This window comes from Bacillus sp. SRB_8 (assembly GCF_003264205.1).
GTDB lineage: Bacteria > Bacillota > Bacilli > Bacillales > Bacillaceae_G > Bacillus_A > Bacillus_A mycoides.
On record NZ_NADT01000018.1, the window covers coordinates 325,742 to 352,666 of the forward strand.

At 36.3% G+C, this 26,925-nt stretch carries 33 protein-coding genes and 1 riboswitch; of the genes, 13 read left to right on the plus strand and 20 right to left on the minus strand.

Annotated features, from left to right (window positions below; all coding sequences use genetic code 11):
- Positions 1 to 248: 248 nt before the first annotated feature.
- The 5 genes from B5P40_RS11705 to spoIIM form a co-directional block, all read right to left on the minus strand.
- The gene (locus tag B5P40_RS11705; RefSeq protein WP_002128965.1) at positions 249 to 977 is read right to left on the minus strand and encodes a FixH family protein; all 729 of its coding nucleotides are present in this window, start codon (positions 975 to 977) and stop codon (positions 249 to 251) included.
- A 143-nt stretch (positions 978 to 1,120) separates the two neighbouring features.
- Complete coding sequence (gene xerD, locus B5P40_RS11710) at positions 1,121 to 2,011, minus strand: site-specific tyrosine recombinase XerD (protein ID WP_002128966.1); 891 nt, start codon at positions 2,009 to 2,011, stop codon at positions 1,121 to 1,123.
- 6 nt (positions 2,012 to 2,017) lie between these two features.
- On the minus strand, positions 2,018 to 2,248 hold the full coding sequence (locus B5P40_RS11715; RefSeq protein ID WP_002088473.1) for a YqzK family protein: 231 nt from the start codon (positions 2,246 to 2,248) through the stop codon (positions 2,018 to 2,020).
- Between the two features lie 103 nt (positions 2,249 to 2,351).
- Positions 2,352 to 2,807 carry a ferric iron uptake transcriptional regulator gene (fur, locus tag B5P40_RS11720; RefSeq protein ID WP_000392654.1) on the minus strand — a complete coding sequence of 152 codons (456 nt, stop codon included), beginning with the start codon at positions 2,805 to 2,807 and terminating at the stop codon, positions 2,352 to 2,354.
- A 106-nt stretch (positions 2,808 to 2,913) separates the two neighbouring features.
- Positions 2,914 to 3,561: a stage II sporulation protein M gene (gene spoIIM, locus B5P40_RS11725; protein WP_002014939.1), complete on the minus strand. Its 648-nt coding sequence runs from the start codon at positions 3,559 to 3,561 to the stop codon at positions 2,914 to 2,916.
- Between the two features lie 126 nt (positions 3,562 to 3,687).
- Here spoIIM and B5P40_RS11730 point away from each other — a divergent pair, with 126 nt between their 5' ends.
- Entirely contained in the window at positions 3,688 to 4,239 is a 552-nt protein-coding gene (locus B5P40_RS11730) for a GNAT family N-acetyltransferase (RefSeq protein WP_002033881.1), read from the plus strand.
- A gap of 23 nt (positions 4,240 to 4,262) precedes the next feature.
- Here B5P40_RS11730 and B5P40_RS11735 read toward each other — a convergent pair whose 3' ends face one another.
- Positions 4,263 to 4,802, minus strand: a complete 540-nt coding sequence (locus B5P40_RS11735; protein ID WP_002014941.1) for an NUDIX domain-containing protein — start codon at positions 4,800 to 4,802, stop codon at positions 4,263 to 4,265.
- 74 nt (positions 4,803 to 4,876) lie between these two features.
- Here B5P40_RS11735 and mciZ point away from each other — a divergent pair, with 74 nt between their 5' ends.
- Positions 4,877 to 5,011, plus strand: coding sequence for a Z-ring formation inhibitor MciZ (gene mciZ / locus B5P40_RS11740; protein ID WP_000870297.1), 135 nt, complete (start codon positions 4,877 to 4,879; stop codon positions 5,009 to 5,011).
- 131 nt (positions 5,012 to 5,142) lie between these two features.
- Positions 5,143 to 6,057, plus strand: a complete 915-nt coding sequence (locus B5P40_RS11745) for an aldo/keto reductase (protein ID WP_002088476.1) — start codon at positions 5,143 to 5,145, stop codon at positions 6,055 to 6,057.
- A gap of 57 nt (positions 6,058 to 6,114) precedes the next feature.
- Here the strand turns inward: B5P40_RS11745 and B5P40_RS11750 are convergent, their stop codons facing one another.
- From B5P40_RS11750 to B5P40_RS11760, 3 genes are all read right to left on the minus strand, one after another.
- On the minus strand, positions 6,115 to 6,942 hold the full coding sequence (locus B5P40_RS11750; RefSeq protein WP_002128968.1) for an aldo/keto reductase: 828 nt from the start codon (positions 6,940 to 6,942) through the stop codon (positions 6,115 to 6,117).
- A 130-nt stretch (positions 6,943 to 7,072) separates the two neighbouring features.
- Positions 7,073 to 7,597: a GrpB family protein gene (locus B5P40_RS11755; protein WP_002128969.1), complete on the minus strand. Its 525-nt coding sequence runs from the start codon at positions 7,595 to 7,597 to the stop codon at positions 7,073 to 7,075.
- A gap of 68 nt (positions 7,598 to 7,665) precedes the next feature.
- A complete protein-coding gene (locus B5P40_RS11760; RefSeq protein WP_002014945.1) occupies positions 7,666 to 7,929 on the minus strand; it encodes a YqkE family protein in 264 nt (87 codons plus the stop codon).
- Between the two features lie 212 nt (positions 7,930 to 8,141).
- On the opposite strand from B5P40_RS11760, the gene B5P40_RS11765 reads away from it, so the two are divergent.
- Together B5P40_RS11765 and B5P40_RS11770 are read left to right on the plus strand one after the other, a co-directional pair.
- Positions 8,142 to 9,731, plus strand: a complete 1,590-nt coding sequence (locus tag B5P40_RS11765; RefSeq protein ID WP_002128971.1) for a bifunctional metallophosphatase/5'-nucleotidase — start codon at positions 8,142 to 8,144, stop codon at positions 9,729 to 9,731.
- A gap of 169 nt (positions 9,732 to 9,900) precedes the next feature.
- Complete coding sequence (locus B5P40_RS11770) at positions 9,901 to 10,212, plus strand: ferritin-like domain-containing protein (RefSeq protein ID WP_002014947.1); 312 nt, start codon at positions 9,901 to 9,903, stop codon at positions 10,210 to 10,212.
- Positions 10,213 to 10,261: 49 nt separating this feature from the next.
- Here B5P40_RS11770 and B5P40_RS11775 read toward each other — a convergent pair whose 3' ends face one another.
- Positions 10,262 to 10,738 carry a ribbon-helix-helix domain-containing protein gene (locus B5P40_RS11775; protein WP_002014948.1) on the minus strand — a complete coding sequence of 159 codons (477 nt, stop codon included), beginning with the start codon at positions 10,736 to 10,738 and terminating at the stop codon, positions 10,262 to 10,264.
- A 131-nt stretch (positions 10,739 to 10,869) separates the two neighbouring features.
- Between B5P40_RS11775 and B5P40_RS11780 the strand changes: the two genes are divergently transcribed.
- Positions 10,870 to 11,868: an alpha/beta fold hydrolase gene (locus B5P40_RS11780; RefSeq protein ID WP_002128974.1), complete on the plus strand. Its 999-nt coding sequence runs from the start codon at positions 10,870 to 10,872 to the stop codon at positions 11,866 to 11,868.
- A gap of 119 nt (positions 11,869 to 11,987) precedes the next feature.
- Positions 11,988 to 13,307: a Na+/H+ antiporter family protein gene (locus B5P40_RS11785; protein ID WP_002014950.1), complete on the plus strand. Its 1,320-nt coding sequence runs from the start codon at positions 11,988 to 11,990 to the stop codon at positions 13,305 to 13,307.
- A 25-nt stretch (positions 13,308 to 13,332) separates the two neighbouring features.
- Here B5P40_RS11785 and B5P40_RS11790 read toward each other — a convergent pair whose 3' ends face one another.
- Together B5P40_RS11790 and B5P40_RS11795 are read right to left on the minus strand one after the other, a co-directional pair.
- Entirely contained in the window at positions 13,333 to 14,259 is a 927-nt protein-coding gene (locus tag B5P40_RS11790) for a LacI family DNA-binding transcriptional regulator (RefSeq protein ID WP_002014951.1), read from the minus strand.
- A gap of 114 nt (positions 14,260 to 14,373) precedes the next feature.
- Entirely contained in the window at positions 14,374 to 14,850 is a 477-nt protein-coding gene (locus B5P40_RS11795; RefSeq protein WP_002128979.1) for a GNAT family N-acetyltransferase, read from the minus strand.
- Between the two features lie 82 nt (positions 14,851 to 14,932).
- Here B5P40_RS11795 and B5P40_RS11800 point away from each other — a divergent pair, with 82 nt between their 5' ends.
- Positions 14,933 to 15,856, plus strand: a complete 924-nt coding sequence (locus B5P40_RS11800) for an alpha/beta hydrolase (RefSeq protein ID WP_002014993.1) — start codon at positions 14,933 to 14,935, stop codon at positions 15,854 to 15,856.
- Between the two features lie 10 nt (positions 15,857 to 15,866).
- On the opposite strand, the gene B5P40_RS11805 is transcribed toward B5P40_RS11800, so the two are convergent.
- On the minus strand, positions 15,867 to 16,112 hold the full coding sequence (locus B5P40_RS11805; RefSeq protein WP_002014992.1) for a DUF2552 family protein: 246 nt from the start codon (positions 16,110 to 16,112) through the stop codon (positions 15,867 to 15,869).
- Between the two features lie 139 nt (positions 16,113 to 16,251).
- Here B5P40_RS11805 and B5P40_RS11810 point away from each other — a divergent pair, with 139 nt between their 5' ends.
- From B5P40_RS11810 to ribH, 5 genes are all read left to right on the plus strand, one after another.
- Positions 16,252 to 16,458, plus strand: coding sequence for a CDGSH iron-sulfur domain-containing protein (locus tag B5P40_RS11810; protein WP_001151582.1), 207 nt, complete (start codon positions 16,252 to 16,254; stop codon positions 16,456 to 16,458).
- A gap of 190 nt (positions 16,459 to 16,648) precedes the next feature.
- A riboswitch (FMN riboswitch) is annotated at positions 16,649 to 16,792 on the plus strand.
- A 309-nt stretch (positions 16,793 to 17,101) separates the two neighbouring features.
- Positions 17,102 to 18,214: a bifunctional diaminohydroxyphosphoribosylaminopyrimidine deaminase/5-amino-6-(5-phosphoribosylamino)uracil reductase RibD gene (gene ribD, locus B5P40_RS11815; protein ID WP_002167712.1), complete on the plus strand. Its 1,113-nt coding sequence runs from the start codon at positions 17,102 to 17,104 to the stop codon at positions 18,212 to 18,214.
- Complete coding sequence (gene ribE / locus B5P40_RS11820; RefSeq protein WP_002088492.1) at positions 18,196 to 18,840, plus strand: riboflavin synthase; 645 nt, start codon at positions 18,196 to 18,198, stop codon at positions 18,838 to 18,840. Before ribD ends, ribE begins: the two co-directional genes overlap by 19 nt.
- Positions 18,841 to 18,852: 12 nt before the next feature.
- Complete coding sequence (ribBA, locus tag B5P40_RS11825) at positions 18,853 to 20,046, plus strand: bifunctional 3,4-dihydroxy-2-butanone 4-phosphate synthase/GTP cyclohydrolase II (protein ID WP_113709265.1); 1,194 nt, start codon at positions 18,853 to 18,855, stop codon at positions 20,044 to 20,046.
- 18 nt (positions 20,047 to 20,064) lie between these two features.
- Positions 20,065 to 20,526 (plus strand): 6,7-dimethyl-8-ribityllumazine synthase, encoded by a 462-nt coding sequence (gene ribH / locus B5P40_RS11830; protein ID WP_000230892.1) that lies wholly within the window; start codon positions 20,065 to 20,067, stop codon positions 20,524 to 20,526.
- Positions 20,527 to 20,549: 23 nt separating this feature from the next.
- Here the strand turns inward: ribH and B5P40_RS11835 are convergent, their stop codons facing one another.
- From B5P40_RS11835 to bioA, 7 genes are all read right to left on the minus strand, one after another.
- Positions 20,550 to 20,870, minus strand: coding sequence for a hypothetical protein (locus tag B5P40_RS11835; RefSeq protein WP_002088493.1), 321 nt, complete (start codon positions 20,868 to 20,870; stop codon positions 20,550 to 20,552).
- A 181-nt stretch (positions 20,871 to 21,051) separates the two neighbouring features.
- A complete protein-coding gene (gene bioB, locus B5P40_RS11840; RefSeq protein WP_002014986.1) occupies positions 21,052 to 22,050 on the minus strand; it encodes a biotin synthase in 999 nt (332 codons plus the stop codon).
- A gap of 1 nt (position 22,051) precedes the next feature.
- Entirely contained in the window at positions 22,052 to 22,861 is an 810-nt protein-coding gene (bioC, locus tag B5P40_RS11845) for a malonyl-ACP O-methyltransferase BioC (protein WP_033734236.1), read from the minus strand.
- The gene (locus B5P40_RS11850) at positions 22,827 to 23,567 is read right to left on the minus strand and encodes an alpha/beta fold hydrolase (protein WP_113709266.1); all 741 of its coding nucleotides are present in this window, start codon (positions 23,565 to 23,567) and stop codon (positions 22,827 to 22,829) included. Before B5P40_RS11850 ends, bioC begins: the two co-directional genes overlap by 35 nt.
- Positions 23,564 to 24,751, minus strand: a complete 1,188-nt coding sequence (gene bioF, locus B5P40_RS11855) for an 8-amino-7-oxononanoate synthase (protein WP_113709267.1) — start codon at positions 24,749 to 24,751, stop codon at positions 23,564 to 23,566. The genes B5P40_RS11850 and bioF overlap by 4 nt, the downstream gene beginning before the upstream one ends.
- Entirely contained in the window at positions 24,717 to 25,445 is a 729-nt protein-coding gene (bioD, locus tag B5P40_RS11860) for a dethiobiotin synthase (protein ID WP_002128992.1), read from the minus strand. The genes bioF and bioD overlap by 35 nt, the downstream gene beginning before the upstream one ends.
- The gene (gene bioA / locus B5P40_RS11865; protein ID WP_002128994.1) at positions 25,445 to 26,878 is read right to left on the minus strand and encodes an adenosylmethionine--8-amino-7-oxononanoate transaminase; all 1,434 of its coding nucleotides are present in this window, start codon (positions 26,876 to 26,878) and stop codon (positions 25,445 to 25,447) included. Before bioA ends, bioD begins: the two co-directional genes overlap by 1 nt.
- Positions 26,879 to 26,925 lie beyond the last annotated feature (47 nt).

Here is a 26,925-nt window from a genome sequence, read left to right on the forward strand (position 1 = left end):
TAAATCAGTCTCTAACTTTTTCGTTTTACTTTCAAACGAATCAAAAAAATTTCTAGTTTTTTCTAAGTCAGATGTCAGACATCTGATATTGATATCATACCATGTTTACGCTTTCTTTTTAATACATTTTCGTAGAATTTCTCATTTTCTTTACCCTTCTATTGTAATCCATTCTGCAAAGAAGTGCTAATCATTTTATAACATATTTCCTAATATAAAAATAAAAAGCAGCTCTAAAGAGCTACTTTTTATTTTACTTCTACTGTTTCTTCTTTATGTTCATGTAGTTCACCTTTTCTTACATGAACTTTCACTTTATAAGCACCATTCTCTTTGAAAGTATGTTTACTTTCATACTCCCCTTTATTCCCCTCTTTCGCCGGAATAAATTCGTGTTTTTCAACGCCGTCTTTCCAAATCTCAAGTTGTACTTCAGCACCAGATAACGCTTCTTCTTTTTGTTTTAAATGAACTTTCATTGTTGACTCTGCATTTGCTTTAATATCACCAGCCATAAGATGTATCATCGTATCACTTTTATGATCCCCATGACCTTCTTCTTTTTTCGCATCTTCAACTTTTGCATTTCCCACAGCCACTTTTACTTCTGGCATAACATGCATTTCACGTGCATTTGTATGAGCAATAACATGATATACTCCATCCGTTTCGAATGTTTTTTCTACAGCATAAACACCTTTTCCTTTATGCTTAGCATTTAACATCTCGTGCTTTTCGTCGCCTGCTTTCCAAATTTCAAACTTTACATCATCAGCATCTGTTACTTTTTCTTTTCCTTGTGTAACAAGTGCTTGTACTTCTGTTTTTTCACCTGGTTTAATTTCTTTCGGATTCGTTTGAACTGCTACTTTTACAGCTTCAAGTTTCTGTTCTTTTTTCGGTTCTTCTTTGTTTGTATTACAGCCAGCCAATGCTAGCATCGCGATAAATAACGTCATAATAAGTTTTTTCATCATCATTTCCTCCTTCATACTTTATTTAGTATAGAGGAAATACATTGTAATATTCTAGTCTTCCGCTGAAAACAATGTACGAAATGTTTGTGAAGTTTTTGTGAAGTACGTTACTCTTCTCAATCTATGAAAAAAGAGCATAGTAACTATGCTCTCGGATGAAACTGTTTATATACATCTTTTAATCTAGTTTTTGAAACGTGCGTATAGATTTGCGTCGTTGAAATATCTGCATGTCCAAGCATTTCTTGTACAGCACGCAAATCTGCCCCGTTTTCTAATAGATGCGTAGCAAAAGAATGGCGTAACGTATGCGGTGTAAGCTCTTTTGCAATATTCGCTTCTTTCGCTAGCCGTTTTAAAATTTTCCAAAATCCCTGTCTCGATAATCGATTACCATGATGGTTTAAAAAGAGCGCATCTACTGCTTTTTTACCCATCAATTCTCTTCTTCCTTTTTCAATATACTTTTGAATCGCTTCTGTCGCTAAGCTTCCTAGTGGAATAATTCTTTCTTTGTTCCCTTTCCCGATACAGCGAACAAATCCCATCGTTAAGTGCACATCTTCTAAATTTAATGCAATTAATTCTGAAACACGAAGTCCTGTTGCATACAACAACTCTAACATTGCCTTATCACGAATCCCAAAAGCACTTGCCGTTTTCGGTGTTTGAAGTAATGCTTCCACTTCGTCGACCGATAATACTTTTGGTAATTTTCGTTCCCCTTGTGGCGTTTCAATATGTACCGATGGGTCATGCTCCACTGCTCGTTCACGAAGTAAAAATTGATGAAACGAACGAATCGATGCAATATGACGCGCCAATGTTTTTGAAGATTTCCCGTTTTCTTTTAAATGCTGCAAAAAGTTAACAATATGCAAGCGTGTCACTTCATGAAACGTCTTCGTTTGTTCTACATTTTGCAAATACTTCACATAGCTTTTTAAATCGCGTTCATAAGATACAACTGTATTTTTCGCTAAACCTTTTTCAACAATCATATAATGAATAAAATCTTTTAATTGATCTTCCAATCTACACTACTCCCCATTTTCATAGAAAAACATCATTCTATTTACGAAAGCATCCTTTTCCGGCTCCTCATTCCCTGATACTTTTTCTACAGTCTCTTCTTTTGGCTTTTCATAACGATGGTAACTTTCATATTCTTCATTTATCCATAGTATAGCGAAATAAAACAAAATCGTACAACTTGTAAATAATAAAAATACTTTCATCCCATCAAAAGTTAATTTTAAAGCTCGGCGCATTGTAAATTCCTCCAAAATATAAGTTATTACAACATATGCCAAGCTTTCACCAATTTATACCTTATTCAAATAAAAAACCTCTTCCTAGTTAAATAGGAAAAGGTTATTTTTCATCCGTTTCATTTTCTTGACAATTTTTACAAATCCCATGGAATGTTAAACGATGATCTTTCACCTTAAAGCTCCAGTCTCGTTCCACTTTATTCTCCACTTCACCAAGTAAATCTTCTTGTATTTCTTGTACAGCACCGCATTGTGTACAGATTAAATGATGATGGAAACGCTGTGCACCTTCTTGGCGTAAGTCATAACGCGAAACACCGTCTCCAAAGTTAATTTTATCGACAACTTTCAACTCAGACAATAACTCTAAAGTTCGATAAACGGTTGCTAATCCGATCTCTGGCGACTTTTCTTTTACAAGGAGGTATACATCTTCTGCGCTTAAATGATCTTCTTCATTTTCTAGCAGCACACGAACTGTTGCTTCACGTTGTGGTGTCAATTTATAGCTCGCTGCATGTAATTGCTTCTTAATTCGTTCAATTCTTTCTTCCATTCGGTACTACTCCCTCCTCGCCACTCTTACACCATTATATCAGAAGAAGGGCTCCTGTCAAAAGAAAAACAATAAAAACAAATTGATAATTATTCTCAAAAAGTATTTATTGTTTGTTAATAGCCTCCACAACTTCTTTCATTAAAACTGGTGATGCATACACTTCGACACTGGAAGCAATAGCTAATACCGCTCCAATCACGAGAAAAAAGCATGTATAGCGAATTAATAACGGTAATAGTGGCTCAGTTATTTTCCGAATAAATTGATGCCTAATCATGCGTAAGGAAAAGCTTGCAGCAATTGTTGTCATTACGAGAAATACAGGAATTATAATTAAATTTTGTGGCAATACAGATACAAATGCTAATAATAGTCCATTCCATCCGTGCTGACTTACTAAAAAACCTACTGTAAATCCAACAACTACCCCTTTTAAAAATAGTAAGATAAAAATGAGCGGCAACCCAATAATTGAAATCCCCAAAATCCAAATAAAGCCGATATATTTTAATTGCGAAAAGTAACTTTCTCGAAACATTTCGCCTGCGACAGCAAATTCTCCTTTAGAAACTTGTCCAAAAAAACGCTGTAAATAAAATGATAAATCTTGCTTTTGGTTTATTTGTAAACTATTCACAAGAATCGCTCCAAATATTACTCCCATCAGTAATAAAACCGCATTAAATATATATAGTGAAGAATTTTCCTGTATGTGAGACATTACACGGTCTTGCCACGTTTTTCGCCACATTTTCCTTCCCTCCGTTCACACTCTTACTAAAAATGTATGAAAGAAAGAAAAAAAGTATGACGAATTAGCATTGAAATTCCGCTCTACTTTGCTAAACTAAAAAGTAGAGAATAGGAGGGATTTCTCTTGAAACCATTATTATTAGATTTTCCAACATTATTTCAAACTGAGCGCTTGCAAGTACGTAAGCCGTTTCCAGGTGATGGCACAGAAGTATATGAAGCAATCCAAGCTTCGCTAGAAGACTTATTACCATGGATGCCAATTACAGCTGAAACAGAAGAACGTGCTGAAGAAATTGTTCGCGAAGCTCACGGACAGTTTTTACTTCGTGAAACACTTGATTTCCACTTATACGATAAAGTATCTGGTACATTCATCGGAGCTATTACGCTCAAGCCTGAAAACTGGGATATTCCAAAGTTTTCACTTCACTTTTGGCTACATAGCGCTTATACAAAGCATGGCTATATGACAGAAGCCATTAAAGGTGCGATTCAATTTGCATTTGATAAACTAGGTGCTAGAAGAATTGAAATTCGTACTGATGCAACAAATATAAACGCATGTAACTTAGCAGAACGTCTAGAATTTATTTTAGAAGGTACAATGGAAAATGATTTCCTAGCACCCGATGGCAGCTTACGCGATGCACGTGTATATGCAAAAATCAACTAAAAACACTCGCCTTAGGCGAGTGTTTATTTTTGTAATTGTAAATATTGTACTGCAAACATCGTCTTAGCATCATGTATGCGAAGGTCTTTCATAAGATCAATCGCTTCTTCTAATGACACTTCCATTAATTCCACAAATTCATCTTCATCTAAAGCTGCTTTATTTTCTTTTTGTTTTAATCCTGTCGCTTTATATACATATAAAATCTCATCTGCAAAACCAGGTGATGTATAGAAAGATGTAATAAGCTCCATATTTTCACATACATATCCTGTTTCTTCTTCTAATTCACGAACTGCTGTTACCTCTGGCTTTTCCCCAGGTTCTAACTTCCCAGCAGGAATTTCCACAATTGCCTTTTCGAGAGCTTTACGATACTGCTCAACGAGTACAATTTTCCCCTCATCAGTAATAGCAATAATAGCAACTGCCCCAGGGTGATTTACGATTTCACGTTTACTCATTTCTCCATTTGGTAATACTACATCATCAACACGAACTTTTATAACTCTACCATCAAAAATCGGTTCAGTTTTTACTGTTCTTTCTGCAAGATTACTCATACTACTTCATCTCCCTGTTCTATTTCCTAATCGTTCTTCATACATTTTACCACATTAAAAGGAGCGTGATAGAAATGAAAGTTTACATTTTACCAAATCGCGTCACTTTAGTCGGCAAAGCATGGCAAATTCGTCATAAGCTAAAACAATATGGAAAAGAGTATACAACTGTACAAGAGTGGATTACAGCAAATAAAGTGAAACTTTAATCAGAGGGGGGCATCCCCTCTGATTATTAGTTGAACCAATCGGGCTTTTACGGGCAGTTAATGCGGGGCAAAAAGTAAACGTTTGTCAACCTCCTTCCCCTTTCGTACAATAAAGGTAAGGAGGTTGACCTATGAAAAAACGTCAATTAGGAAACTCAGATTTATATGTTACGGAAATTGGATTTGGCTGTATGTCTCTCGGTGCATCTGAGGCTGAAGCTATGCGTATTATCGATGAGGCAATCGATTTAGGAATTAATTTTTTTGATACAGCGGACTTATACGATTATGGATTAAATGAAGAATTTGTTGGAAAAGCTCTGAAAGGAAAACGTGACCAAATTGTTCTTACAACAAAGGTTGGAAATCGATGGACAGAAGAAAAAAACGGTTGGTCTTGGGATCCTTCTAAAGCTTATATAAAGGCCGAAGTAAAAGAGAGTTTACGTAGACTTCAAACAGATTATATTGATTTATATCAACTGCATGGCGGGACGATTGAAGATCCTATAGATGAAACAGTTGAAGCCTTTGAAGAATTAAAAAAAGAAGGGATTATTCGTCATTATGGTATCTCTTCTATACGTCCAAATGTCATTCGTGAGTATGCAAAACGATCAAATATCGTTAGCATATTAATGGAATACAGCCTTTTAAATCGTCGCCCTGAAGAATGGTTCCCGCTTCTTAATGAACAGCAAATTAGCGTTATTGCTCGCGGACCACTTGCAAAAGGGATTTTAACTAACAATAATGCAAGAAAGATAGAAAGAGTAAAAGAAAAAGATTACCTCTCTTATTCTTACGATGAGTTATATTCGACACTCGCGAGTGTAAAAGAAATAATCGGAGAAAGCTCTTTAACAGGAACGGCTATTCAATATTGCTTACATAACGAAACTGTTGCAGCTGTTATACCTGGTGCAAGCTCTATTCAACAATTGCAAGAAAATATACAAGCTAGCCAACAGTTATCTTTAACAAAAGAAGAATATGTACAACTTCAAAAGATTGTTAAGTATGATTCATATGCTTTGCATCGCTAAAATATTGATACCGATAAAAGCAAAAGACTGCCCCCAACACTAGGCGGCAGTCTTTTTTTATAACGTATCATATTTATCAGGATTCGTTCCTACATGTAAATTACGATTTAACGTATTAATTTGATCCATCTCTTCTTCAGTTAATGAGAAATCAAAAATAGTAAAGTTCTCTTTAATACGAGATGGCGTAACAGATTTAGGAATAGTCACAATCCCACTTTGAATATCCCACCTTAATATAACTTGTGCAGGTGACTTTTCATATTTTTTAGAAATAGCCTGAATAATTGGATGCTGGAATACTTCGCCGCCTCTCATTAAAGGACTCCACGCTTCCATTTGAATTTGCTCACCTTGACAGAAATCACGCAATTCAAATTGCGCTAACATCGGATGAAGTTCCACTTGGTTGACCATCGGCTTCACTTTACAATTTGGTAATAACAGTTCTAAATGATGTTTATGAAAATTAGAAACACCAATCGCGCGCACTTTACCTTCTTCATACAATTTTTCTAGCGCTCGGTACGTATCGACATACTTCCCTCTTATTGGCCAATGTATTAAATATAAATCTACATAGTCCATTTGTAATTTCTTTAAGCTTTTTTCAAACGCCTCAAGTGTTTCCTCGTATCCTTGATCGTCGTTCCAAACTTTTGTTGTAATAAATATGTCTTCTCTCGGAATCCCTGATTCACGAACCGCTTCTCCGACACCGCTTTCATTTTCATATACAGTTGCTGTATCAATCGAACGGTATCCAAATTCTAATGCTGTTTTTACTGCTTGTTTAACCTCGTTGCCTTCTTTCGCTTTATAAACGCCTAGACCAATCATCGGCATTTTCACACCATTATGAAGTGTAGTTGTTGGAATATGCACACTCGTTCTCCCTTTCATTGTTACATTTTTATAAACCACCACTTTATTTCAACAAGATTCATCCAAAAAGTCAAAACATACGTACAGTTTACATAATACTTTTATACACATTTAAAAAAATAACGTGAACTCAGTCATTCACGTTATTTCCTTTCCATTCTTTCGCTTTTTCATCAATATTACGTACAAACTCATTTTTTCCTTCCGTATACATCGTGCCATCATATGTATATTTTTCCGCTAGTTCTTTCTTTAAATTTGCATATGCCTCTGCTTCTTCGCAATGAGCCATCATGTAATCACGAAACGATAAATGCCTTACTATCTCAGGATTCCCTTTTTCAAATACGTGCAAATGATACGAGCGTTTTTCCTCAGTCCCATGAATAAAATAACGACGTCTTGAAATACCATTTTCCCCTTTTACGATGTAACCAAGCTCTTTAAAACGTTCATTCCAATGATCTACTCTGTCGAGACTCTCTACTTCCATAATCATATCTATAATAGGTTTAGCTGCCAGTCCTGGCACTGACGTACTTCCAATATGATGGACTTTCACCATTTCTGGCATCGCCGATTTTAATCTTTCGGCTTCCATTTGGAATTTCTCACTCCAATGATTTTCATACGGAACGACTACAATTTCCCTCATTCTAACTCCCCTTTTCTTACAAACTCGTCAAAAAAATGATCAGCGGCATTTCACTGATCATCTTTTTATTATTTAAAGTCTTTCCAAGTAAGGCTACTTTCACTTAACAGTTCTTCAAATGATTTATTCTTTTCACGTTCTTTTTGTTCCTTACGCTTTCTTTCTTGTTCTGCTGCCTCTTTTTTCTCTTCTCTCACTTGCAACTCTTTTTTCTTATTCTTTAATTGTTGCATTAACGAATCGTTCAATTGATCACCTAGTGTAAGTGATTCTTTCTCTGGTTGATTCATTTGAGAGTGTCTTTGTGTTTGTCTTTGCTTCTTTTTCTTCATACTACTCACCTTTTACTTTTTTCTCCATTATAGAGGATACACGGCGAAATCGACAATAAAAAAGGTTCATTACTCTCACATTCTCTATTATTCATTTTTTGTAAATATGTTAATTTTTCGAAAAAACTAAATTTAACTATAGATATAATCCTATTAATCTATTAAAATTATGTCGTATGATGTCAGATTATAAAAAAAAGGAGAAATTAATTATGTGGAAAAAAATTATTCCTGCTGTTGCTGTTTTAAGTACTATTACTTTTTCAAGCGTATTCGCCGCTCCTCCATCTCAGACTCCTGCCGAACAAAACCGATACATAGACGTACAAATGCTTGGTATTAATGATTTACATGGTCAACTAGATACTGTAAAAAAAGTTAACAATAAAGAAGCTGGTGGCGCTGATTATTTAGCTACTTATTTAAAAGAACGCAAAAAACAAAACCCTAATACACTTCTCGTACATGCCGGTGATATTGTCGGAGCCAGCCCACCAGTTTCCGCATTATTACAAGACGAACCAACAATTGAATTTTTAAATGACTTAAAGTTTGATGTTGGTACAATCGGAAACCATGAATTTGATGAAGGTATCGATGAAATGAAACGCCTCATTTACGGTGGATATCACGAAAAAACAGGGAATTTCAAAGGAGCAAACTTCCCTTATGTCGCTGCAAACTTCTATAATAAATCAACTGGCCGCTTATTTTTACCACCATTCACTGTAAAAATGGTTGACGGAGTTCCTGTAGGGTTCATTGGAGTTGTTACAACGGATACACCGAATGTCGTTATGCCTACTATGCTTAAAAATGTAGAAATCACTGATGAAGTAGAGGCTATTAATAAATCCACACAACAATTAAAGCGTCTCGGCGTTAAATCTATCGTAGTCCTTGCACATGTCGGCGGAACAACTGATGAGTCTGGTGTAACAAATGGAGACCTCACTCGAATTGCAAATGAAACAGATCCCGAAGTTGATGTTATTTTCGGCGGACATAGTCATACGTACGTAAATGGTACTGTAAATAATAAACTTATCGTGCAAGCGAACTCTTACGGGATGGCTTTCTCTGATGTAGATGTAACGATTGATAGAAAAACAAAAGATATTATGAAGAAAAAAGCTGAAGTTATTACAACGTACCATGAAGGTGTAGAGCCTGATAAACAAGTAAAACAAAAGTTAGATCAATATAAAGAAAAAATCGCACCTCTTGTAAATGAAGTAGTCGGAAAATCTACAGCACCTATCGACCGTAAACAAAACGATGCTGGTGAATCTACACTTGGAAATTTAGTTGCGGATGCCCAGCGCCAAACTATGCAAACACAAATCGCTCTTATGAATCCTGGTGGAATTCGTAATGATCTAGACGCTGGAGATATTACATGGGGCGAATTATACGGCATTCAGCCTTTCGGAAACCAATTAATTAAAGTAGATCTAACAGGTCAAGATATTCGTGATATATTAAATCAACAATGGCAAAAAGGAGCAACGAGAATGCTTCAAATTTCAGGTATTCAATACACTTGGGATGCAAACAAACCAAATAACGAAAAGGTTACGAATATCCGTTTAACAAATGGTGAAGAATTAGTTCCCTCTAAAACGTATAGCGTAGTTGCAAATGCTTTCCTAGCTTCTGGCGGTGATGGATTCGTATCCTTTAAAAATGGAAAAAATGCTGAAACTGGTCCAAACGATTTTGAAGCATTAGTCGATTATGTAAAACAAGTGAAAGAACCAATTCAGCCGATTATTGATGGACGTATTCAAAAAAACAATTAAATACTATTCAAACTAGTGCGTGACACTCGAAAGAAGAAGCTCCTTTTATATGCAAGGAGCTTCTTCTTTTAGAGTCATACGTATTGTCATTTTTCTAGTGCAGTAAAGGATACGCACATAGCCCCTTGTTTCTTCGTAGTATATAGAAAACTATAATGGGGAAATTTGTATGTATTTCTATCAAACAATGACGATACATTGTATCGACAAACACATTCGTAGTATTGAGAAAGCAATTAATGGAGAATATAGCGCCATTCATTTTTATGCTAGATTAGCTACTTTAGCTCCAGACATAAATGAACGAACTCAAATCCTTGAAATTCGGCAAGATGAGCAACGAACAGTTGATTTTTACTTAGAAATTGCTGACGAAACGACAAATCAACAAGTGAAAGAAACATTTCGGCGCGCAGCAGCTGATGAACAAAATCATGCCGTTTGGTTCCTATATTACTTTTCGAAACAAAACAAAAAATGAAATAAAAGAAAGGATACACGCTCTTATATGGAACATAGTATCCTTTCTTTTATTTCTCTGGATACGTTTCATGATTAACATCATACCGTTGCAAAAATTCCTGTAGTGCTTCTTCTACAATTTTAGACTTTTGAATCCCTTTTGATTCCGATATAACATCTAGTCTTGCTAATACTTCTATATTAATCGAAAAGGTTCGTTTCTTTTTCTCTGTGCTCTTACTTATAATTTGAACACTTACTTCTTCTCTTTTTCTTAGCAATTCATAAATGCTTTGTAATTGTTCATAAATTAGTAATTGATAGTCTGTTTTTGCATATTGAAGGGCAGTAGCTTCTTGGATTTGCAAATGACGTGGCTCTTCGCCATCACCTATAAAGATACGTTTTTTCTGCTCTCCATCATATTCATATCCAATCACCCTTAATTTCTTTGATAATGTATATGGGCTCATTTCAAGCCGTTTCGCTATAATAGCGATTGATTCGCGTCTATTTAAAGAATCAATAATTTCTCCAATCGTCACATTCTCCCTCCTCTCTTAATCGCCTAAACTTGAAATCAAACCAGTATGTTATGATACAATGATTTTCTAGTAGTATATGCAAAAGAAAGAGCCTGTGCGATTCATACCATTTAAGAAAAGGAGGTTTACATATGCTTTTTCGTAGCCATACCCCTCAGTTTTACAACGAAAAGAAGCAACTAATCCCTAACAGTATCGCTACGATAGAAAGCGTTATGATTAATGACCGGAAACAATCTCTCCTTATACGCGGTCAAAACGTGGAACAGCCTATTTTATTATGCTGTCACGGCGGCCCTGGTATGGCACAAATCGGCTTTATTCGCCATTTTCAAAAAGAGTTAGAAAAGCACTTTATCGTTATTAATTGGGATCAGCGAGGGGCAGGTAAATCCTTTTTATGGCGGGACATCCAAACAAATCTTACGATTGATCAATTTTTTTCAGATGCAAAAAAGGTTATTCAATATCTTCTCAAACGCTTTAATAAGCAAAAACTATTTCTCGCAGGTCATTCTTGGGGAAGTATTATCGGACTACAAATCGCTAATCAATGTCCCGAATATATAGAAGCATACATCGGCATCGGTCAAATCGTACATATGAAGCAAAATGAAGAATTACTATATCAACATTTAATTAGCTCTGCCAAAAAACATGACCATAAAAAGGCATTAGCTTCTCTTTTAAAATTAGGGAAACCACCCTTTTTAGATACGAGACGCCTCATTATTCAAAGAAAGTGGCTTGGTACATTCGGAGGAGCAATCCAAAATGGATCTTCCTTTTCTTTCATACGAAAAGGCTTCTTTTCTCCTGAATATACGCTATTAGATTGGTTCAAATTTCTCGCAGGAAATTTAAAATCCGGAGTTTTATGGGAAGAGATGCTGACAATCGATTTCTTTTCATCTATTTCAAGTTTATCTATTCCTGTTTATTTTTGTTCTGGTCGCTATGATTATCAAACTCCTTATGCACTCGTTCAACAATATTGCGATATCATTCAAGCTCCTATTAAAAAGATGATTTGGTTTCCAAACTCGGCACATTCTCCAGATTTAGAAGAGCCTGAGTTATTCGCTAAATCTTTACAATCAATTAAACAAGAACTATCTTTTCAACATTAATAACAAAAGGCGCTTTTACATTTCATAGAAAACATTTTATAATGATATGTCGCAAGTATATGTCACTACAAACACTTGCTTGCCTTAACAGAATAAAAATTAGGGAGATTACATTTATTATGAACGCTGTACTCATCGCAGTAGCAGTCATGCTACTGCTTAGTTTGTTACGTGTCCAAGTCATTGTCGCCATTATCGTTGGAGCTTTAACAGGCGGACTTATCGGCGGACTCGGTATTTCAGAAACAATTAGTACTTTTACAGCCGGTCTTGGGAACAGTGCTCCTATCGCATTAAGCTACGCAATGCTCGGTGGATTTGCTATTTCCCTTTCAAAAACAGGACTTCCTGATGCAATGATCCAATCAGCTTTAAAATGGATCGGCAACGAACAAGACACGAAAAAACAAGTCTATTCTAAAATACTTATATTATTTATCATTTTAACAATGGCTTGTTTCTCACAAAATATTATCCCTGTTCATATCGCCTTCATCCCAATCTTAATTCCAGCACTTTTAAAAGTATTAAATGAGCTGAGGGTGGATCGTAGGCTTGTAACATGTCTTATTACATTTGGGTTAATTACCCCTTACATGTGGGTTCCAGCAGGGTTCGGAAAAATTTATCATGACGTATTGCAAACAAATGCTGCGCAAAGCGGTCTTACATTTGATGTCGCACTTATTCCAAAAGCGATGACTATTCCAGCAATCGGTATGATTATCGGATTATGTGTAGCGGTTTTCATTACATACCGAAAACCACGTACATATGAAACAGAACAAATTCATTCTGCACAGAATGAAATCGTTCCCTATACGAAAAGAAGCATTACTTTGGGTTTATTATCAATACTCGCTACATTAACTGTGCAATTAGCAACAGAATCAATGATTTTTGGTGCTTTAGCAGGTATTATCGTCTTATCAGTTAGCGGTAGCCTCCCTCTTAAAGAAGCCGATGCTATTTTAACGAGTGGAATGCGTATGATGTCCTTTATCGGATTTGTTATGATTTCTGCCGCTGGATTTGGCGCTGTTCTTCGAAAAACTGGACATGTTGAATCTCTTGTGCAAACGAGTGCACATATAATCGGAAATAATAAACCGCTTGCTGCATTTCTTATGCTCATTATTGGACTTCTCGTTACGATGGGAATTGGCTCTTCCTTTTCAACCATCCCAATCTTAACAACAATTTTCGTACCATTATGCGTCCAGCTCGGATTTAGTCCCATGGCTACAATCGCAATTATCGGTACAGCTGGTGCACTTGGTGATGCAGGTTCTCCAGCATCTGATAGTACACTTGGACCAACGTCCGGTTTAAATGCTGATGGTCAGCACCATCATATATGGGATACATGTGTCCCAACATTTCTACACTATAATATACCGTTACTTATATTCGGCTTTATTGCCGCAATTACACTATAAAAGGTGCGTTTTAAAAACGCACCTTTTACTTTGTTGTTTCTCTCTCAATGCACCTAAATTCTGTTTCCACTTCTTCTTGTCGCACTTGTTTCTTCTTTATTTTTCCTATTAACTGTTGAAAAGCTATTTCCCCATTTTCTTCGATATAACTTCCAATCGTCGTTAATGATGGACTTATCCATTCACCCTCTACACTCCCGTTAAATCCAATGATTTGTAACTTACCTGGTATATGAATATTAAGAGTTTTCGCCGCCCTGATTAGCTCAATAGCGACCTTATCACTTGAAGCTACAACCCCATCTATGTATGGATGCTTTTGTAACAATTCAAGAAACTGTTGATTCGTATACCCTTGTACAATTTCCTCTCGATAAGAAAGTCCTTCTTTCCAAGCAGTATCTAGAAATCCTGCCACATGCTCTTCCATTTCTTCACTCTCTACTCCCTCACCGATATAAGCAAGAAACTGGCAGCCTTTCTCTTTTAATAAAGAAACAGCTTTCTGTCCACTTTCATAATAGCTCATAAGAGATTGTCGTTCTTCAAGCACAGCGAAAGGAAGTGAGATTTCTCCTATACTTCGAAAAACAGATTTCGTCATTATAACGCCTGCAATGTTATTTTGCTCCAACATATCTATGTATCTATTCTTATTTTCTATATTACAAACTATTACTTGATACCCTTCTTTGTATGCTATTTCCTCAACGAAACGGAGCAAAGTGATGTATGATGGATTATGCAAATTATCTACAAGTAATGCAATCACCGTTGAAGGTTGTTTAAATAAAGGCTTTGCTGTAGCATTCGGTCTATAATGTAATTCTTCAATTGCTTTTTTTACTTGTTTCACCGTATCTTCATGGACATATCCTTTTTCGTTAATGACTCTTGAAACGGTTGCAACTGAAACACCGGCCAATTTTGCAACATCACGTATAGTTGCCACATCGTCACCCCTTAATATGGTAATAGATTACAATTTTAAATTAAACCAAAATATAACATTCGTCAAGGTTATTGTTTTATATTTCTGAAAATTGTTACACAATTTCCACTCTACTCAGAAAATATACTCCAGCTGAATTTCATGTGAAATCGCGATATTATCATAACCAATAAACGGAATTTCTTTCTTTATTTTTCGTGCTTCCTTTACCGCATCAATATACAAGTTCGTCATCATGAAGTTACGTTTTTGATAAAAACGAAGTGCGTTCATATTATCATTCGTCGTAATAAGCCACACTTTTTTACATTCGTTCTCTTTTGCCACTCGCAATACACAATCCACCAGTTTTGTACCAATCCCCTTCCCTTCCTCAAAACTATTTAACGATACAATTTCACACATGTTTTCTATCACTTTACATGTTATAATTCCCACTATTCTGTTATTTCTGAGTGCAATAAAACCAGGTAATTCTTCTAATTGATGTACTCTGCCTCGCGAGACCATCATTGAGCTTCCCCAGTTTTCACACATAAAATCCTGAATTGCTTCTTTCATTTCTGGTGTGATTTTTTGTATATGAACCATACACGATTTCTCCCCTTTTCACATCATTGTGATACAATGTTAGTGTATCACATGTAGAGGTATTTGGAGGATGAGGTAAAGTATGAAACGTTTTTTTACAGCATTGTTTACTATACTAGGTGCACTAACTGCGATTGGGATTTTCTTTACAAATAAAGTTATGTACTTGAAGAAAAAAACAGAGGAAGAAGTTTTAGAACGCGAAACGAAAAAGCATTTTCATTTGGACGATTTTAAGGCTATTCAAAAAGAAGAGGTTCACATCCCTTCTCAATTCGGATACGAACTTCACGGATATTACATGCCAGCTGGTCATTCCAATAAATTTATGATTTTTTGCCACGGTGTGACTGTAAATAAAATGAATTCCGTTAAATATGCAAACTTATTTTTAAATAGAGGATATAACGTATTTATTTATGATCATCGCCGTCATGGTAAAACCGGTGGTAAAACAACAAGTTATGGCTATTATGAAAAACATGATTTAAAGTCAGTAGTTGACTGGCTAAAAGATCGTTTCGGAACGAATATTACACTCGGAATTCATGGTGAGTCTATGGGTGCTGCAACTCTTCTTCAATATGCAGGACTTGTAGAAGATGGTGCTGATTTTTATATTGCTGATTGTCCTTTCTCTGATTTTTATGGACAGTTACAACATCGTTTGAAAGTTGAGTTTCATTTGCCAAAATGGCCTTTATTACCTTTAGCAAATGCCTTTTTAAAAGTTCGTGATGGCTATACAATTCGTGAAGTTTCACCAATTGATTGTATAAAAAATATTAACAATCCGGTTCTCTTTATTCATAGTAAAGATGATGACTATATTTTATCTGATATGACGAAATCACTTTATGAAGCGAAAGAAAATAATAAACAGCTTTATATTGCAGAACATGGTGCACACGCTTGCTCTTATAATGAAAATAAAGAAGAGTACGAAGATGCCATCGATCAATTTTTAAACACATATGTAAAAGAAACAAAAAACAGGCTTGCATAAGCCTGTTTTTTTACTGCGCTAAAACGTCTGTAACTTGTTCCATATTTTCAGAAATCCACTTTACTGCCTCGTCTAGCGTTGGGAATTCCGTCGTTTGAAAAGTTACCTCATCTTGAAGTAACCAAACATCTTTCGGTTCTTGTCCTACACCTGCGATTGACCAATGAAGTAAACTATATGGATGATTATCATTCAAAAATGATGCCCATGTGCGCTCATTTGCAATATTTTGTAGTGTGTGTAATTTTTTATCCATCTTTCGTCACCTTACTCTAGTCAGTTATAAAAACTATTATAACACTCTCTTCTCTCTCAAACAAAGTGCTCTTTTTATATTGTCAAGTACTCTCCCTAATTATATGATGAGAGTAAGCGTTTGGAAAGGAGGGATAACGTTGGCAAAAGTACAAATTAAAGTGAATGATAATGGCTCTTTTCGCGTTACAGGGGACGTGGAATTAGTTGACTCACAAGGGAATGTATTCCCAGCAAAACCAGCATTTTCTTTATGTCGTTGTGGTTTATCAAAAAACATGCCTTATTGCGATGCTTCGCATAAAGGCAAATTCGAGTCTGTTGTTAGAGCACCAGAGGCAGAATAAATATTTAAAGAGCATGCACATTTATTTGTGTATGTTTTTTCTTTTGATCAAAGCCTATACAGCCCTTCCCCTTTCAACATTTCTATTACTTTCGTCCCCATTCAAATCGGCATATATTTTCAAACAATTCTTCACATTCGAACATTTTTTACTATGCTTTTTTCTTTTTTGTGCTATAATGTGAGCAAACAACATCCTTCGGGGTCGGGTGAAATTCCCAACCGGCGGTGATGAAGCGATAGCTTCTAAGTCCGTGACCCGTTTTCAACGCGAAAACGGTGGATCTAGTGAAACTCTAGGGCCGACAGTATAGTCTGGATGGGAGAAGGATATGTTTTCTAGTAATTTTATATAGCGAATACACTTTTATTTCAGTATGCATATTTTTAAAGTTTCATTTTGAATCTTTATATATGTTTTATTTTGTATAGTTATGTTTCTATACTGAAATAAAAAGATACGACTAGCGTTGAAAGAATTTGATATTTTGCTAGGTTTTTTCCTTATGCCAAAATATCAGTCATCGTTAGGTTTCTTTCCTATACTTTCGTATTCGAACTATATTTCTAGAAATCACGTCTCCCAAACCCCAAGGATATAAAATCCTTGGGGTTTTTTGATTTTTTCAGGAGAGGTGAAAAGAATGACAGATCAAGAATATATGAGGATTGCCTTGCAGTTAGCACAAGGAACATCGGGACAAACAAGCCCAAATCCTATGGTTGGTGCCGTTGTTGTTAAAGATGGGAAAATCGTTGGAATGGGTGCCCACATGCGTGCTGGTGAAGAACATGCTGAAGTTCATGCTCTTCACATGGCTGGTGAAAGAGCAAAAGACGCTACCGTTTATGTAACACTTGAACCGTGTAGCCATTTTGGAAAAACACCCCCTTGCTGTGAATTACTCATTGAAAAAGGAGTTCAGCGTGTTGTAATTGCTACTCTTGATTGCAATCCACTCGTTTCCGGCAATGGAAAAAGAATATTGGAAGAAGCTGGAATCAAGGTGACTACTGGTGTTCTTGGGGCGGAAGCCACTTTATTAAATCGATACTTTTTTCACTATATGAAAACGAAACGTCCCTTTGTAACAATAAAAACAGCAATGAGCTTAGATGGAAAAACAGCAACTGTAACCGGTGAAAGTAAGTGGATTACAGGCGAAGAAGCACGCGCTGACGTTCACCAATATCGTCATATACATGATGCTATCCTAGTCGGTGTGAATACAGTTCTAACTGATAATCCACACTTAACAACACGAATTCCAAACGGAGGTAAACATCCTATACGCGTTATTTTAGATACCCACTTACGAACGCCGCCATCTTCTCATGTCATAACAGATGGCTTAACTCCGACATGGATTATTGTCGGTAAGGATGTAAGCAAAGAGAAAATAGCGTCTTATGAATCTAACAATATAGCTGTATTCCAAATGAAAACACAGCAAATTGAAATACAAGATGTCCTATCCCTACTCGGTGAGAAACAAATTCTTTCTCTGTTCGTTGAAGGTGGTCAAACGGTGCATGCAAACTTCTTAAAAACAAATAGTTTTAATGAAATCGTGACCTATATAAGCCCGAAATTAATTGGTGGAAAAGATGCACCCACCTTATTTGGCGGAGCTGGTTTTTCGAAGTTACAAGATGCACTTTCCTTAACAATTCAAGAGATGAAACAAATCGGTAATGATATAAAAATTGTTGCAACCTTAAAAAGCGAGGTGACGGAATGTTTACAGGAATCGTAGAAGAGTTAGGAACGATATCAAGCATGACTCAAAGTGGTGAAGCAATGAAGCTAACTATTAGCGCAAAGCAAATTTTATCGGATGTCAAATTAGGTGATAGTATCGCAGTTAACGGCATTTGCTTAACAGTAACTACTTTTACGACTACTTCATTCACTGTCGACGCAATGCCTGAAACAATGAAAGCAACATCACTTCGTATGCTAAAGCCAAGTGCCAAAGTGAATTTAGAACGGGCGATGGCTGCAAACGGACGATTCGGTGGACATTTCGTCACCGGACATATCGATGGCATCGGTACGATTTTAACTAAAAAACAACATTACAATGCCATCTATTACAAAATAGCAATTTCTGATGAATTACTACGCTATTGTTTGCATAAAGGATCCGTTGCTGTTGATGGCACTAGCTTAACAATATTTGATATAGACGAATCTTCAATTACAATTTCACTCATCCCCCACACAGTAAGCGAGTCTATAATCGGAGAAAAAAAAGCCGGGGACATCGTAAACATTGAGTGTGACATGATTGGAAAATATATTGAACGCTTTATCTCAAAGCCCGCAAAAAGAACTGGTTCAATGACCGAAAGCTTTTTACAAGAAAACGGATTTCTATAAGGAGGAAGCACAATGTTTCATCGTATTGAAGAAGCTCTAGAAGATTTAAAACAAGGAAAAGTTGTTATCGTATGTGATGATGAAAACCGAGAAAATGAAGGCGATTTTATTGCTTTAGCAGAGTACATTACACCAGAAACGATTAATTTTATGATTACACACGGTCGTGGTCTCGTTTGTGTACCCATTACGGAGGAGTACGCAGAACGTCTACAGTTAGAACCAATGGTATCTCATAATACAGATTCACATCACACTGCGTTTACAGTGAGCATTGATCATGTTTCTACAACAACAGGGATTAGCGCTCATGAACGTGCAACTACGATACAAGAATTGTTAAACCCTGCATCAAAAGGCGCTGATTTCAATCGCCCTGGACATATCTTTCCATTAATTGCGAAAGAAGGCGGTGTACTGCGCCGTGCTGGTCATACAGAAGCCGCTGTCGATTTAGCCAAACTTTGCGGAGCAGAACCAGCTGGAGTCATTTGCGAAATTATAAATGAGGACGGTACGATGGCACGTGTACCTGATTTACTAGAGTGCGCAAAACAATTTGATATAAAAATGATTACAATAGAAGATTTAATTGCTTATCGCCGCCATCACGAAACACTTGTGACGAGAGAAGTGGAAATTACATTACCTACAGATTTCGGTACTTTCCATGCAATTGGCTATTCTAACTCATTAGATATGAAAGAACATATCGCGCTCGTAAAAGGTGATATTTCAACAGGCGAACCTGTACTTGTACGCGTTCATTCAGAATGCTTAACAGGAGATGTATTTGGTTCGTGCCGCTGTGATTGCGGACCACAGCTACATGCTGCACTTGCTCAAATTGAGCGTGAAGGAAAAGGTGTTCTTCTCTATATGAGACAAGAAGGACGAGGAATTGGCCTTCTGAATAAGCTTCGCGCTTATAAGTTACAAGAAGAAGGGTTAGATACTGTAGAAGCAAATGAAAAACTTGGGTTCCCAGCTGATCTTCGTGATTACGGTATTGGCGCTCAAATTTTAAAAGATTTAGGCTTACAAAATTTACGATTATTAACGAATAATCCACGAAAAATTTCTGGCTTACAAGGTTACGATTTAGAAGTAACCGAGCGTGTACCGTTGCAAATGCCAACAAAAGAAGAAAATAAAACGTATTTACAAACGAAAGCAAGCAAATTAGGACATTTACTAAACTTATAATTAAGGGAGAGATACATTATGGTATTCGAAGGTCATTTAGTTGGTACAGGATTAAAAGTTGGGGTTGTTGTTGGACGTTTTAATGAGTTTATTACAAGTAAGTTACTTGGTGGAGCTTTAGATGGATTAAAGCGTCACGGTGTAGAAGAGAATGATATTGATGTTGCATGGGTTCCTGGTGCATTTGAAATTCCTTTAATCGCTAAAAAGATGGCCAATAGCGGAAAATATGATGCTGTTATTACATTAGGTACAGTAATTCGCGGTGCTACAACACATTACGATTACGTTTGTAATGAAGTAGCAAAAGGTGTTGCGTCTTTATCACTACAAACGGACATTCCAGTTATTTTCGGTGTATTAACGACAGAAACAATTGAACAAGCGATTGAACGTGCAGGTACAAAAGCTGGTAATAAAGGATATGAATCGGCAGTTGCTGCGATCGAAATGGCTCATTTATCAAAACAATGGGCTTAAAAAAGAGGCTACGGCCTCTTTTTTTATTTTCTCACCTTTTTTCGTACATCTTCTATTAATTCATCCATCGTTTTTCCTTCTGTTTTTATACGAAGAGCTTGTGCTGTTCTCCACACATTTTCTCTCTTTTCCGCTTCTTCTATAATAGAAATTTCCTTCCTCACTTCTTTTAAATCTTTTCCTTCTGTTTCAAGCCCAAAATGTTCAGCTTTCGTTCGAAAATGCTGTTCAATTCTTTGTTGCATTTCTTTTTGTTCAGGATTTTCAGCCGCCTTAACTGGATCAGCACTTATCGCTTTTATTAAAATCAGACAGGTCATAATAGTTAATATGTATTTGTACATGTAAAATCCTCCAACCCGATATAAATTACATTTTTACTATGTACAATTAGGGCTTGGAAAATTCGTCCACAAAATTATTTTTCTCGTCCAAAAGTGACTACTATCAAGCGTTAATGGACTTTTATTACATTTTATTTACAAAAAAAAGCAAACCCTTTAAAGAGTTTGCTTTTCATCTATCTTATAGCGCACATTCTTCAATCTCAAATCCTAAATCTTCAATCATACCCCAGTCCGCAGTCGGCTCTTGTCCAGCTGTTGTTAAATAGTCCCCGACAAAGATAGAGTTTGCTGCAAATAAACCAAGTGGCTGTACAGAACGTAAATTAAGTTCTCGACCACCTGAAATACGAATTTCTTTTGTTGGATTTACAAAACGCATCATCGCCAGCACTTTTAAACATTCTACAGGTGTTAATTCTTTTTGTCCTTCAAGCGGAGTACCCTTTACAGCAACAAGGAAATTACATGGAATAGAATCCGCATCTAAACGTTGTAATTCAAATGCAATTTCAGCGCGCTGTTCAATCGTTTCTCCCATTCCGAAAATTGCTCCAGAGCATGGAGAAATACCGGCTTGCTTCGCTTTTTGGACTGTATCAACACGATCGTCATACGTATGCGTTGAACAAATGCTATCATAATTGTTGGCATGCGTATTTAAATTGTGATTATAACGATGCACACCAGCTTCTGCTAACTGACCTGCTTGATCTTCATTTAAAAATCCTAAACAACAGCAAATTTTTAAATCTGTCGTTTCACGAATTTCCTTAACTGCTCCAATAACGTGATTTACTTCTTTATTCGTCGGACGACGACCAGATGCAACAATACAATATGTACCTGCTTTACGACGAATTGCTTCGTGCGCTCCTTCAACAATTTTCTCTTGTGTTAACCATGCATACTTATCAATCGGTGCTTCTGAAATAATAGACTGTGAACAATACCCGCAATCTTCAGGACATAATCCAGATTTCGTATTTATAATCATGTTCAACTTTACTTTCTTACCAAAATGATGATGGCGAATGATGTAAGCTGCATTCATAATTTCTAAAACCTCTGTATCATCAGCTTCTAATATTGCAATTGCATCTTCTTTCGTAATCATTTTCTCTTCTACTACGTCGTATGCAAGTTTTTTCCAATCCCTTTTTGTTTGTACTTGTTTCATTTCATCTCTTCCCCTCTTTTGTTATATACGTAAATAAAGCATGATATGTTGCCATTATCCCTTCTTTTCCCGTGAAGTCTCTTTCGTATATACGAAGCATCGTACGAAAGAGTGAAGGGCTTTGACAGTAAGACTCTTCATTACTATTGGTTGCCCCTACTTTTCGAATAGAATGTAGAAACTCCCTAACTTCTGTAAAGCTTTCTATGTAACACGTTTCAGAAACATGTACATTTCCTAATGGATTTTTGCATATATTCACTAACTGTTCTTTCGAAACGAATCGTTGTCCTATTGAAGTACAATTGTGTATCCCCTTTTCTTTCTTAGCACGCTGAAAAGACGTATGCAATTCTTGAAAAGTCGTATTACCAAACGTGGAAAATAATAATATTCCTTCTTCAGACAAATAGTTAAATAAATTTTTCACTGTCTCTTTTAAATCATTAAGCCATTGAAATGTAGCATTTGAAATGATGACATCATATGGATTTTCTAATTTTAATTGTTCAATATCTTCACATCGAAACATCACATTTTCCAAACTTTTTCTAGTTTTCGCGACTGCAATCATCTCATCAGCAAAATCCACAGCTGTAATATGAGCTTTCGGAAATAAATTTGATAATTGCTCTGTTACATATCCTGTCCCGCATCCAAGTTCTAAAATACGTATCGATGATGTTTCACTATATCGTTCCTTCAATGTAGAAAGTAACGAATGCGCCATCTTTTTTTGTACATTTGCATATTGATCGTAGGATACAGCCGCCCCGTTAAACCGTTTTTGCAGTAACGTTTTGTTGATCATGTCGTATCCCCTCTACAAATTGAATAATTTCATTTGCGCAATATTCAAAATTCGTTACACATAATGCATGCCCAGCACCGCTTACTACTTTTAGATTAGCATTCGTATTATTCGCCATACTATGGGCTGCAGACAATGGACATATTACATCCTGCTCTCCATGAAGGAGTAACAGCGGGGCTTTCATATCTATTACTTCATTTCTCATATCTGTTTCTATTAAATAATCTAAGCCTAATTGTAAAGACTGAATCGAGTCTCCTTTAAACTTCTGCGCAATCTCTTCAAAACTCGTATTCTCCCTCAGCTCACTTTTTGTAAACATATTTTCATAGAAACGCTTCAAAGTATCTTCTTTTTTTCTCGTTAAATTCTTTTTCATACGTTCTATATGCAAGGAATTCCATCCACTTGTATAGTCACTTGTATTGGTAAATTTAGCGGTACCACCAATTAGTACCATACCTTGGACCTTAATCTTTTTATAAGCTTGTACTGCCGCTAACGCTCCTAGTGACCATCCAACTAAAATTACATTTTCATCCTGCGCTATATCTATTATTCGCCCCGCAAATTCACTTTGTTCTTTCACGTTACGCCAATCTATACATTGAACAGAATATCCTTTAAAATACGGCAGAACCAAAGTCCAAACATCTTCTTCCATTCCCCATCCTGGAATAAAAATAAGCTTTAGCTCTTTCATACTAAAAACCCCTCTTCTTTACCAATGCGTATAATATGCTGAATAGCCCATTTTAAATCGGCTATTGTATGTTGTGACGTAACTGCAAAACGGACTCGAGAACTACCAACCGGAACAGTCGGCGGACGAATTGCAATGGCTGCGATACCTACCTCTTGTAACCTTTCACTAAACCGTAAAGTATTTTCATTTGACCCAACTACAATCGGTACAATATGAGTTGAGCTATTCCCAATATCAAAACCAGCTTCTTGTAAATGCGTCCTGAAATATGCACCATTCTCTATAAGTCGCTCTCTTCTTTCGTTATCTTCTTTCACAATTTCAATTGCTTTTCGGATCGCCCCTAATGTTCCTGGTGGTAAAGCTGTAGTAAAAATCAAGCTTCTCATCATATTTTGTAAATACTCTATATAAATGGAATCACCCGTTAAATACGCACCATAACACCCTAAAGCCTTACTAAACGTCCCCATATGTATATCAATTTTTTGAGCGATATCTTTTTCTATATGAGATAGTCCAGCTCCACCGATTCCATATATTCCACTTGCATGTGCTTCATCAACTATAATGATTGCCCCGTATTTCTCTTTCAGCTGAACTAAGCCTCTCAAATATGCAATATCTCCATCCATACTAAAAACAGTATCTGTTACGATTAATTTTCTCTTTTCTGGTGACGCTATTTGCAACATCTTTTCTAAATGATCCAAATCATTATGACGATATCTTTTATGCTCTGCTCCGCTTAATATAATTCCATCAACAATACTTGCGTGATTTAATTTATCACTAAAAACCATATCGTGACGACAGGCTAAAGCAGATATAGCACCTACATTTGCTGTATACCCACTATTTACAATTAATGCTCTTTCAGTACCTTTCCAGTTGCATATAATTTTCTCAACCTCTTCATACAATGGATAATTTCCTACAACGAGACGAGATGCTGTCGCTCCAGTTCCATATTTTCTCGTGCAGGCAATAGCAGCTTCTTTCAACCTTTCATCTCCAGCTAATCCTAAATAATTATTCGATGCTAAATTTAGCATCTTTTTCTTATTTCGAATAAGCCATGTCTCTTCCGCTTTCTCTGTTACATGTAAATTACGATACTGCCCTTGCTCCTTTAATTGTTCTACTTTAGATTGAAGATGCGTGCGCCACATTTGATTCATTTTGGATGAGCTCCTCTAATTTTGAAATCATAATATGCTCTTTTGCCGCCCCTAATAATTCTTCCTTTGTAAACTCTCCTTCAAGGAATGGTAATAACCCTAAAACCGGCACGCCACTTAACTCCTCAATCATTATTTTATTTTCTTGCACTCTTTCTTTTTCATATCCTTTACATCCAGATAAAATTACACCTGCTACTTTTAATCCATGTGCTTTTGCATAAGAAATTGTTAAAATAGTATGATTAACTGTCCCAAGCGTAGGACGCGCTACTACAATAAGAGGAAGCTGTAATTCTTTTGCAAAATCAATCACTAAAGCATCTTCTGTATATGGAACTGCAAGCCCACCAGCCCCTTCTACAAATAGGCTATTAAACTTTTTTAGTAGTTCATTATAGTGATCAGTAATTTCTTTTAACGTTACTGTCCTTCCAGCTCTTTTCATGGCAAGTCTCGGAGCAAGTGGTTCTTCAATGGAATAAGGACAAATTTCATCTTCTTCTGTCGGTACACCCGATAATGCTTTTAATCTTGCTGCATCACCCTCAGGATTTGATGCAACATGTCCACTTTGCAACGGTTTATATACACCAACATTATGTCCACGCTCTCGAAATATACCTGCCAATGCTCCTGTCACTACCGTTTTGCCAACTTCTGTATCCGTTGCTGTTATAAAGAAACCACTCATTACTCTCCCTCCGTAACATCCGAGATTGCTTTATATAAAATGCGTAACATCTCGTCAATCTCAGCCACCGTAGATGCAAGAGGAGGCATAAATACAATCGTATTACCGAGTGGTCGCAAAATCATGCCCAGCTCTCTTGAGCGTTTACACACTTGAACACCGACTCTTTCTGTCCATTCAAACGATTCTTTCATTTCCTTATTCTTCACAAGTTCAATACCAACCATTAGCCCACACTGACGAATATCTCCTACGTGCTTATATTCATTAAGAGCTTCTAATTGTGCCGCTACATATTCTGCTTTATGCGCAACATCTTCTATTAAATTAGTTTTTTCATATAGTTCTAAATTTGCAATTGCTACGGCACACCCTAACGGATTCCCTGTATAACTATGACCATGGAAAAACGTTTTTTGTTCTTCATAGCCTCCTAAAAAGGCATTATAAATTTCATCTGTCGTTACCGTAATTGCCACCGGTAAATAACCACCTGTTAAACCTTTTCCGGCTGTTAAAATGTCTGGCGTTACATCCTCGTGTTCACATGCAAACATTTTCCCGGTACGCCCAAATCCAGTCGCTACCTCATCTGTAATAAATAATACATTGTATTTTGTACATAAATCGCGAAGCCCTTTTAAGTATCCTTTTGGCATTGTAATCATCCCACCAGCACCTTGCATTAATGGCTCCACAATAATAGCTGCTACTTCTTCATGTTTTTCTTGTAGCATTTCTTCCATTTCTTCTAAATGTTTCTTTACAATTTGTTCCTTATTATCTCCATAAGGAGAACGATATGTATATGGATACGGCATTTTAATTGCCTCAAATAATAGTGAACTATACACTTGGTGAAACAAGTCTATTGCTCCTACTGAAACAGCACCTATCGTATCACCGTGATATGCTTCTTTTAATGTAACAAATCTTTGTTTTTTCGGTTTTCCTTTATGCTGCCAATATTGAAAGGCCATCTTAATTGCAATTTCAACGGCGCTAGAACCAGAGTCTGAATAGAATACTTTCTTCAAACCTTCTGGTACAACTTCAATTATTTTTTCTGCTAATAAAATAGATGGAACGTTAGCAAGTCCTAGCATAGTAGAATGAGCAATTTTATTTAATTGCTCGCGAATTGCCTCATCAAGTTCTGGTACTTGATGCCCATGAACATTTAACCAAATAGATGAAACACCGTCCCAATATTCATTTCCATTTACATCGTATAGCTTTCTTCCCTCTCCACGTTCAATAATGACAGGATCTTCTTCTAAATAATCTTTCATTTGTGTAAATGGGTGCCATACGTAATCTTTATTCTTCTTCGATAATTCTTCATATGTATAAAACGATTTTTCACTCGTGTTACTATTAACAGCCACAATTGTCACCCCTAATGTTAACTTATTTATAAATATAGTTAACATTAAAAACAAATGACTGTCAATTATTTTTAAATCAAATAGTTCTCAAA

Excerpts from the sequence above, each read along its gene's own strand:
- bioD (WP_002128992.1), bottom strand. The coding sequence starts at position 25,445 with ATGAGTGGTTTCTTTATAACAGCAACGGATACAGAAGTTGGCAAAACG.
- B5P40_RS11835 (WP_002088493.1), bottom strand. The coding sequence starts at position 20,870 with ATGTACAAATACATATTAACTATTATGACCTGTCTGATTTTAATAAAA.
- B5P40_RS11785 (WP_002014950.1), top strand. The coding sequence starts at position 11,988 with ATGAACGCTGTACTCATCGCAGTAGCAGTCATGCTACTGCTTAGTTTG.
- B5P40_RS11795 (WP_002128979.1), bottom strand. The coding sequence starts at position 14,850 with ATGGTTCATATACAAAAAATCACACCAGAAATGAAAGAAGCAATTCAG.
- ribH (WP_000230892.1), top strand. The coding sequence starts at position 20,065 with ATGGTATTCGAAGGTCATTTAGTTGGTACAGGATTAAAAGTTGGGGTT.
- B5P40_RS11780 (WP_002128974.1), top strand. The coding sequence starts at position 10,870 with ATGCTTTTTCGTAGCCATACCCCTCAGTTTTACAACGAAAAGAAGCAA.
- B5P40_RS11735 (WP_002014941.1), bottom strand. The coding sequence starts at position 4,802 with ATGAGTAATCTTGCAGAAAGAACAGTAAAAACTGAACCGATTTTTGAT.
- B5P40_RS11800 (WP_002014993.1), top strand. The coding sequence starts at position 14,933 with ATGAAACGTTTTTTTACAGCATTGTTTACTATACTAGGTGCACTAACT.
- spoIIM (WP_002014939.1), bottom strand. The coding sequence starts at position 3,561 with ATGTGGCGAAAAACGTGGCAAGACCGTGTAATGTCTCACATACAGGAA.
- B5P40_RS11705 (WP_002128965.1), bottom strand. The coding sequence starts at position 977 with ATGATGAAAAAACTTATTATGACGTTATTTATCGCGATGCTAGCATTG.
- bioF (WP_113709267.1), bottom strand. The coding sequence starts at position 24,751 with ATGAATCAAATGTGGCGCACGCATCTTCAATCTAAAGTAGAACAATTA.
- B5P40_RS11850 (WP_113709266.1), bottom strand. The coding sequence starts at position 23,567 with ATGAAAGAGCTAAAGCTTATTTTTATTCCAGGATGGGGAATGGAAGAA.
- bioC (WP_033734236.1), bottom strand. The coding sequence starts at position 22,861 with ATGATCAACAAAACGTTACTGCAAAAACGGTTTAACGGGGCGGCTGTA.
- ribE (WP_002088492.1), top strand. The coding sequence starts at position 18,196 with ATGTTTACAGGAATCGTAGAAGAGTTAGGAACGATATCAAGCATGACT.
- bioB (WP_002014986.1), bottom strand. The coding sequence starts at position 22,050 with ATGAAACAAGTACAAACAAAAAGGGATTGGAAAAAACTTGCATACGAC.
- mciZ (WP_000870297.1), top strand. The coding sequence starts at position 4,877 with ATGAAAGTTTACATTTTACCAAATCGCGTCACTTTAGTCGGCAAAGCA.
- B5P40_RS11765 (WP_002128971.1), top strand. The coding sequence starts at position 8,142 with ATGTGGAAAAAAATTATTCCTGCTGTTGCTGTTTTAAGTACTATTACT.
- B5P40_RS11770 (WP_002014947.1), top strand. The coding sequence starts at position 9,901 with ATGTATTTCTATCAAACAATGACGATACATTGTATCGACAAACACATT.
- B5P40_RS11760 (WP_002014945.1), bottom strand. The coding sequence starts at position 7,929 with ATGAAGAAAAAGAAGCAAAGACAAACACAAAGACACTCTCAAATGAAT.
- B5P40_RS11715 (WP_002088473.1), bottom strand. The coding sequence starts at position 2,248 with ATGCGCCGAGCTTTAAAATTAACTTTTGATGGGATGAAAGTATTTTTA.
- bioA (WP_002128994.1), bottom strand. The coding sequence starts at position 26,878 with ATGTTAACTATATTTATAAATAAGTTAACATTAGGGGTGACAATTGTG.
- B5P40_RS11745 (WP_002088476.1), top strand. The coding sequence starts at position 5,143 with ATGAAAAAACGTCAATTAGGAAACTCAGATTTATATGTTACGGAAATT.
- B5P40_RS11755 (WP_002128969.1), bottom strand. The coding sequence starts at position 7,597 with ATGAGGGAAATTGTAGTCGTTCCGTATGAAAATCATTGGAGTGAGAAA.
- B5P40_RS11805 (WP_002014992.1), bottom strand. The coding sequence starts at position 16,112 with ATGGATAAAAAATTACACACACTACAAAATATTGCAAATGAGCGCACA.
- fur (WP_000392654.1), bottom strand. The coding sequence starts at position 2,807 with ATGGAAGAAAGAATTGAACGAATTAAGAAGCAATTACATGCAGCGAGC.
- ribBA (WP_113709265.1), top strand. The coding sequence starts at position 18,853 with ATGTTTCATCGTATTGAAGAAGCTCTAGAAGATTTAAAACAAGGAAAA.
- ribD (WP_002167712.1), top strand. The coding sequence starts at position 17,102 with ATGACAGATCAAGAATATATGAGGATTGCCTTGCAGTTAGCACAAGGA.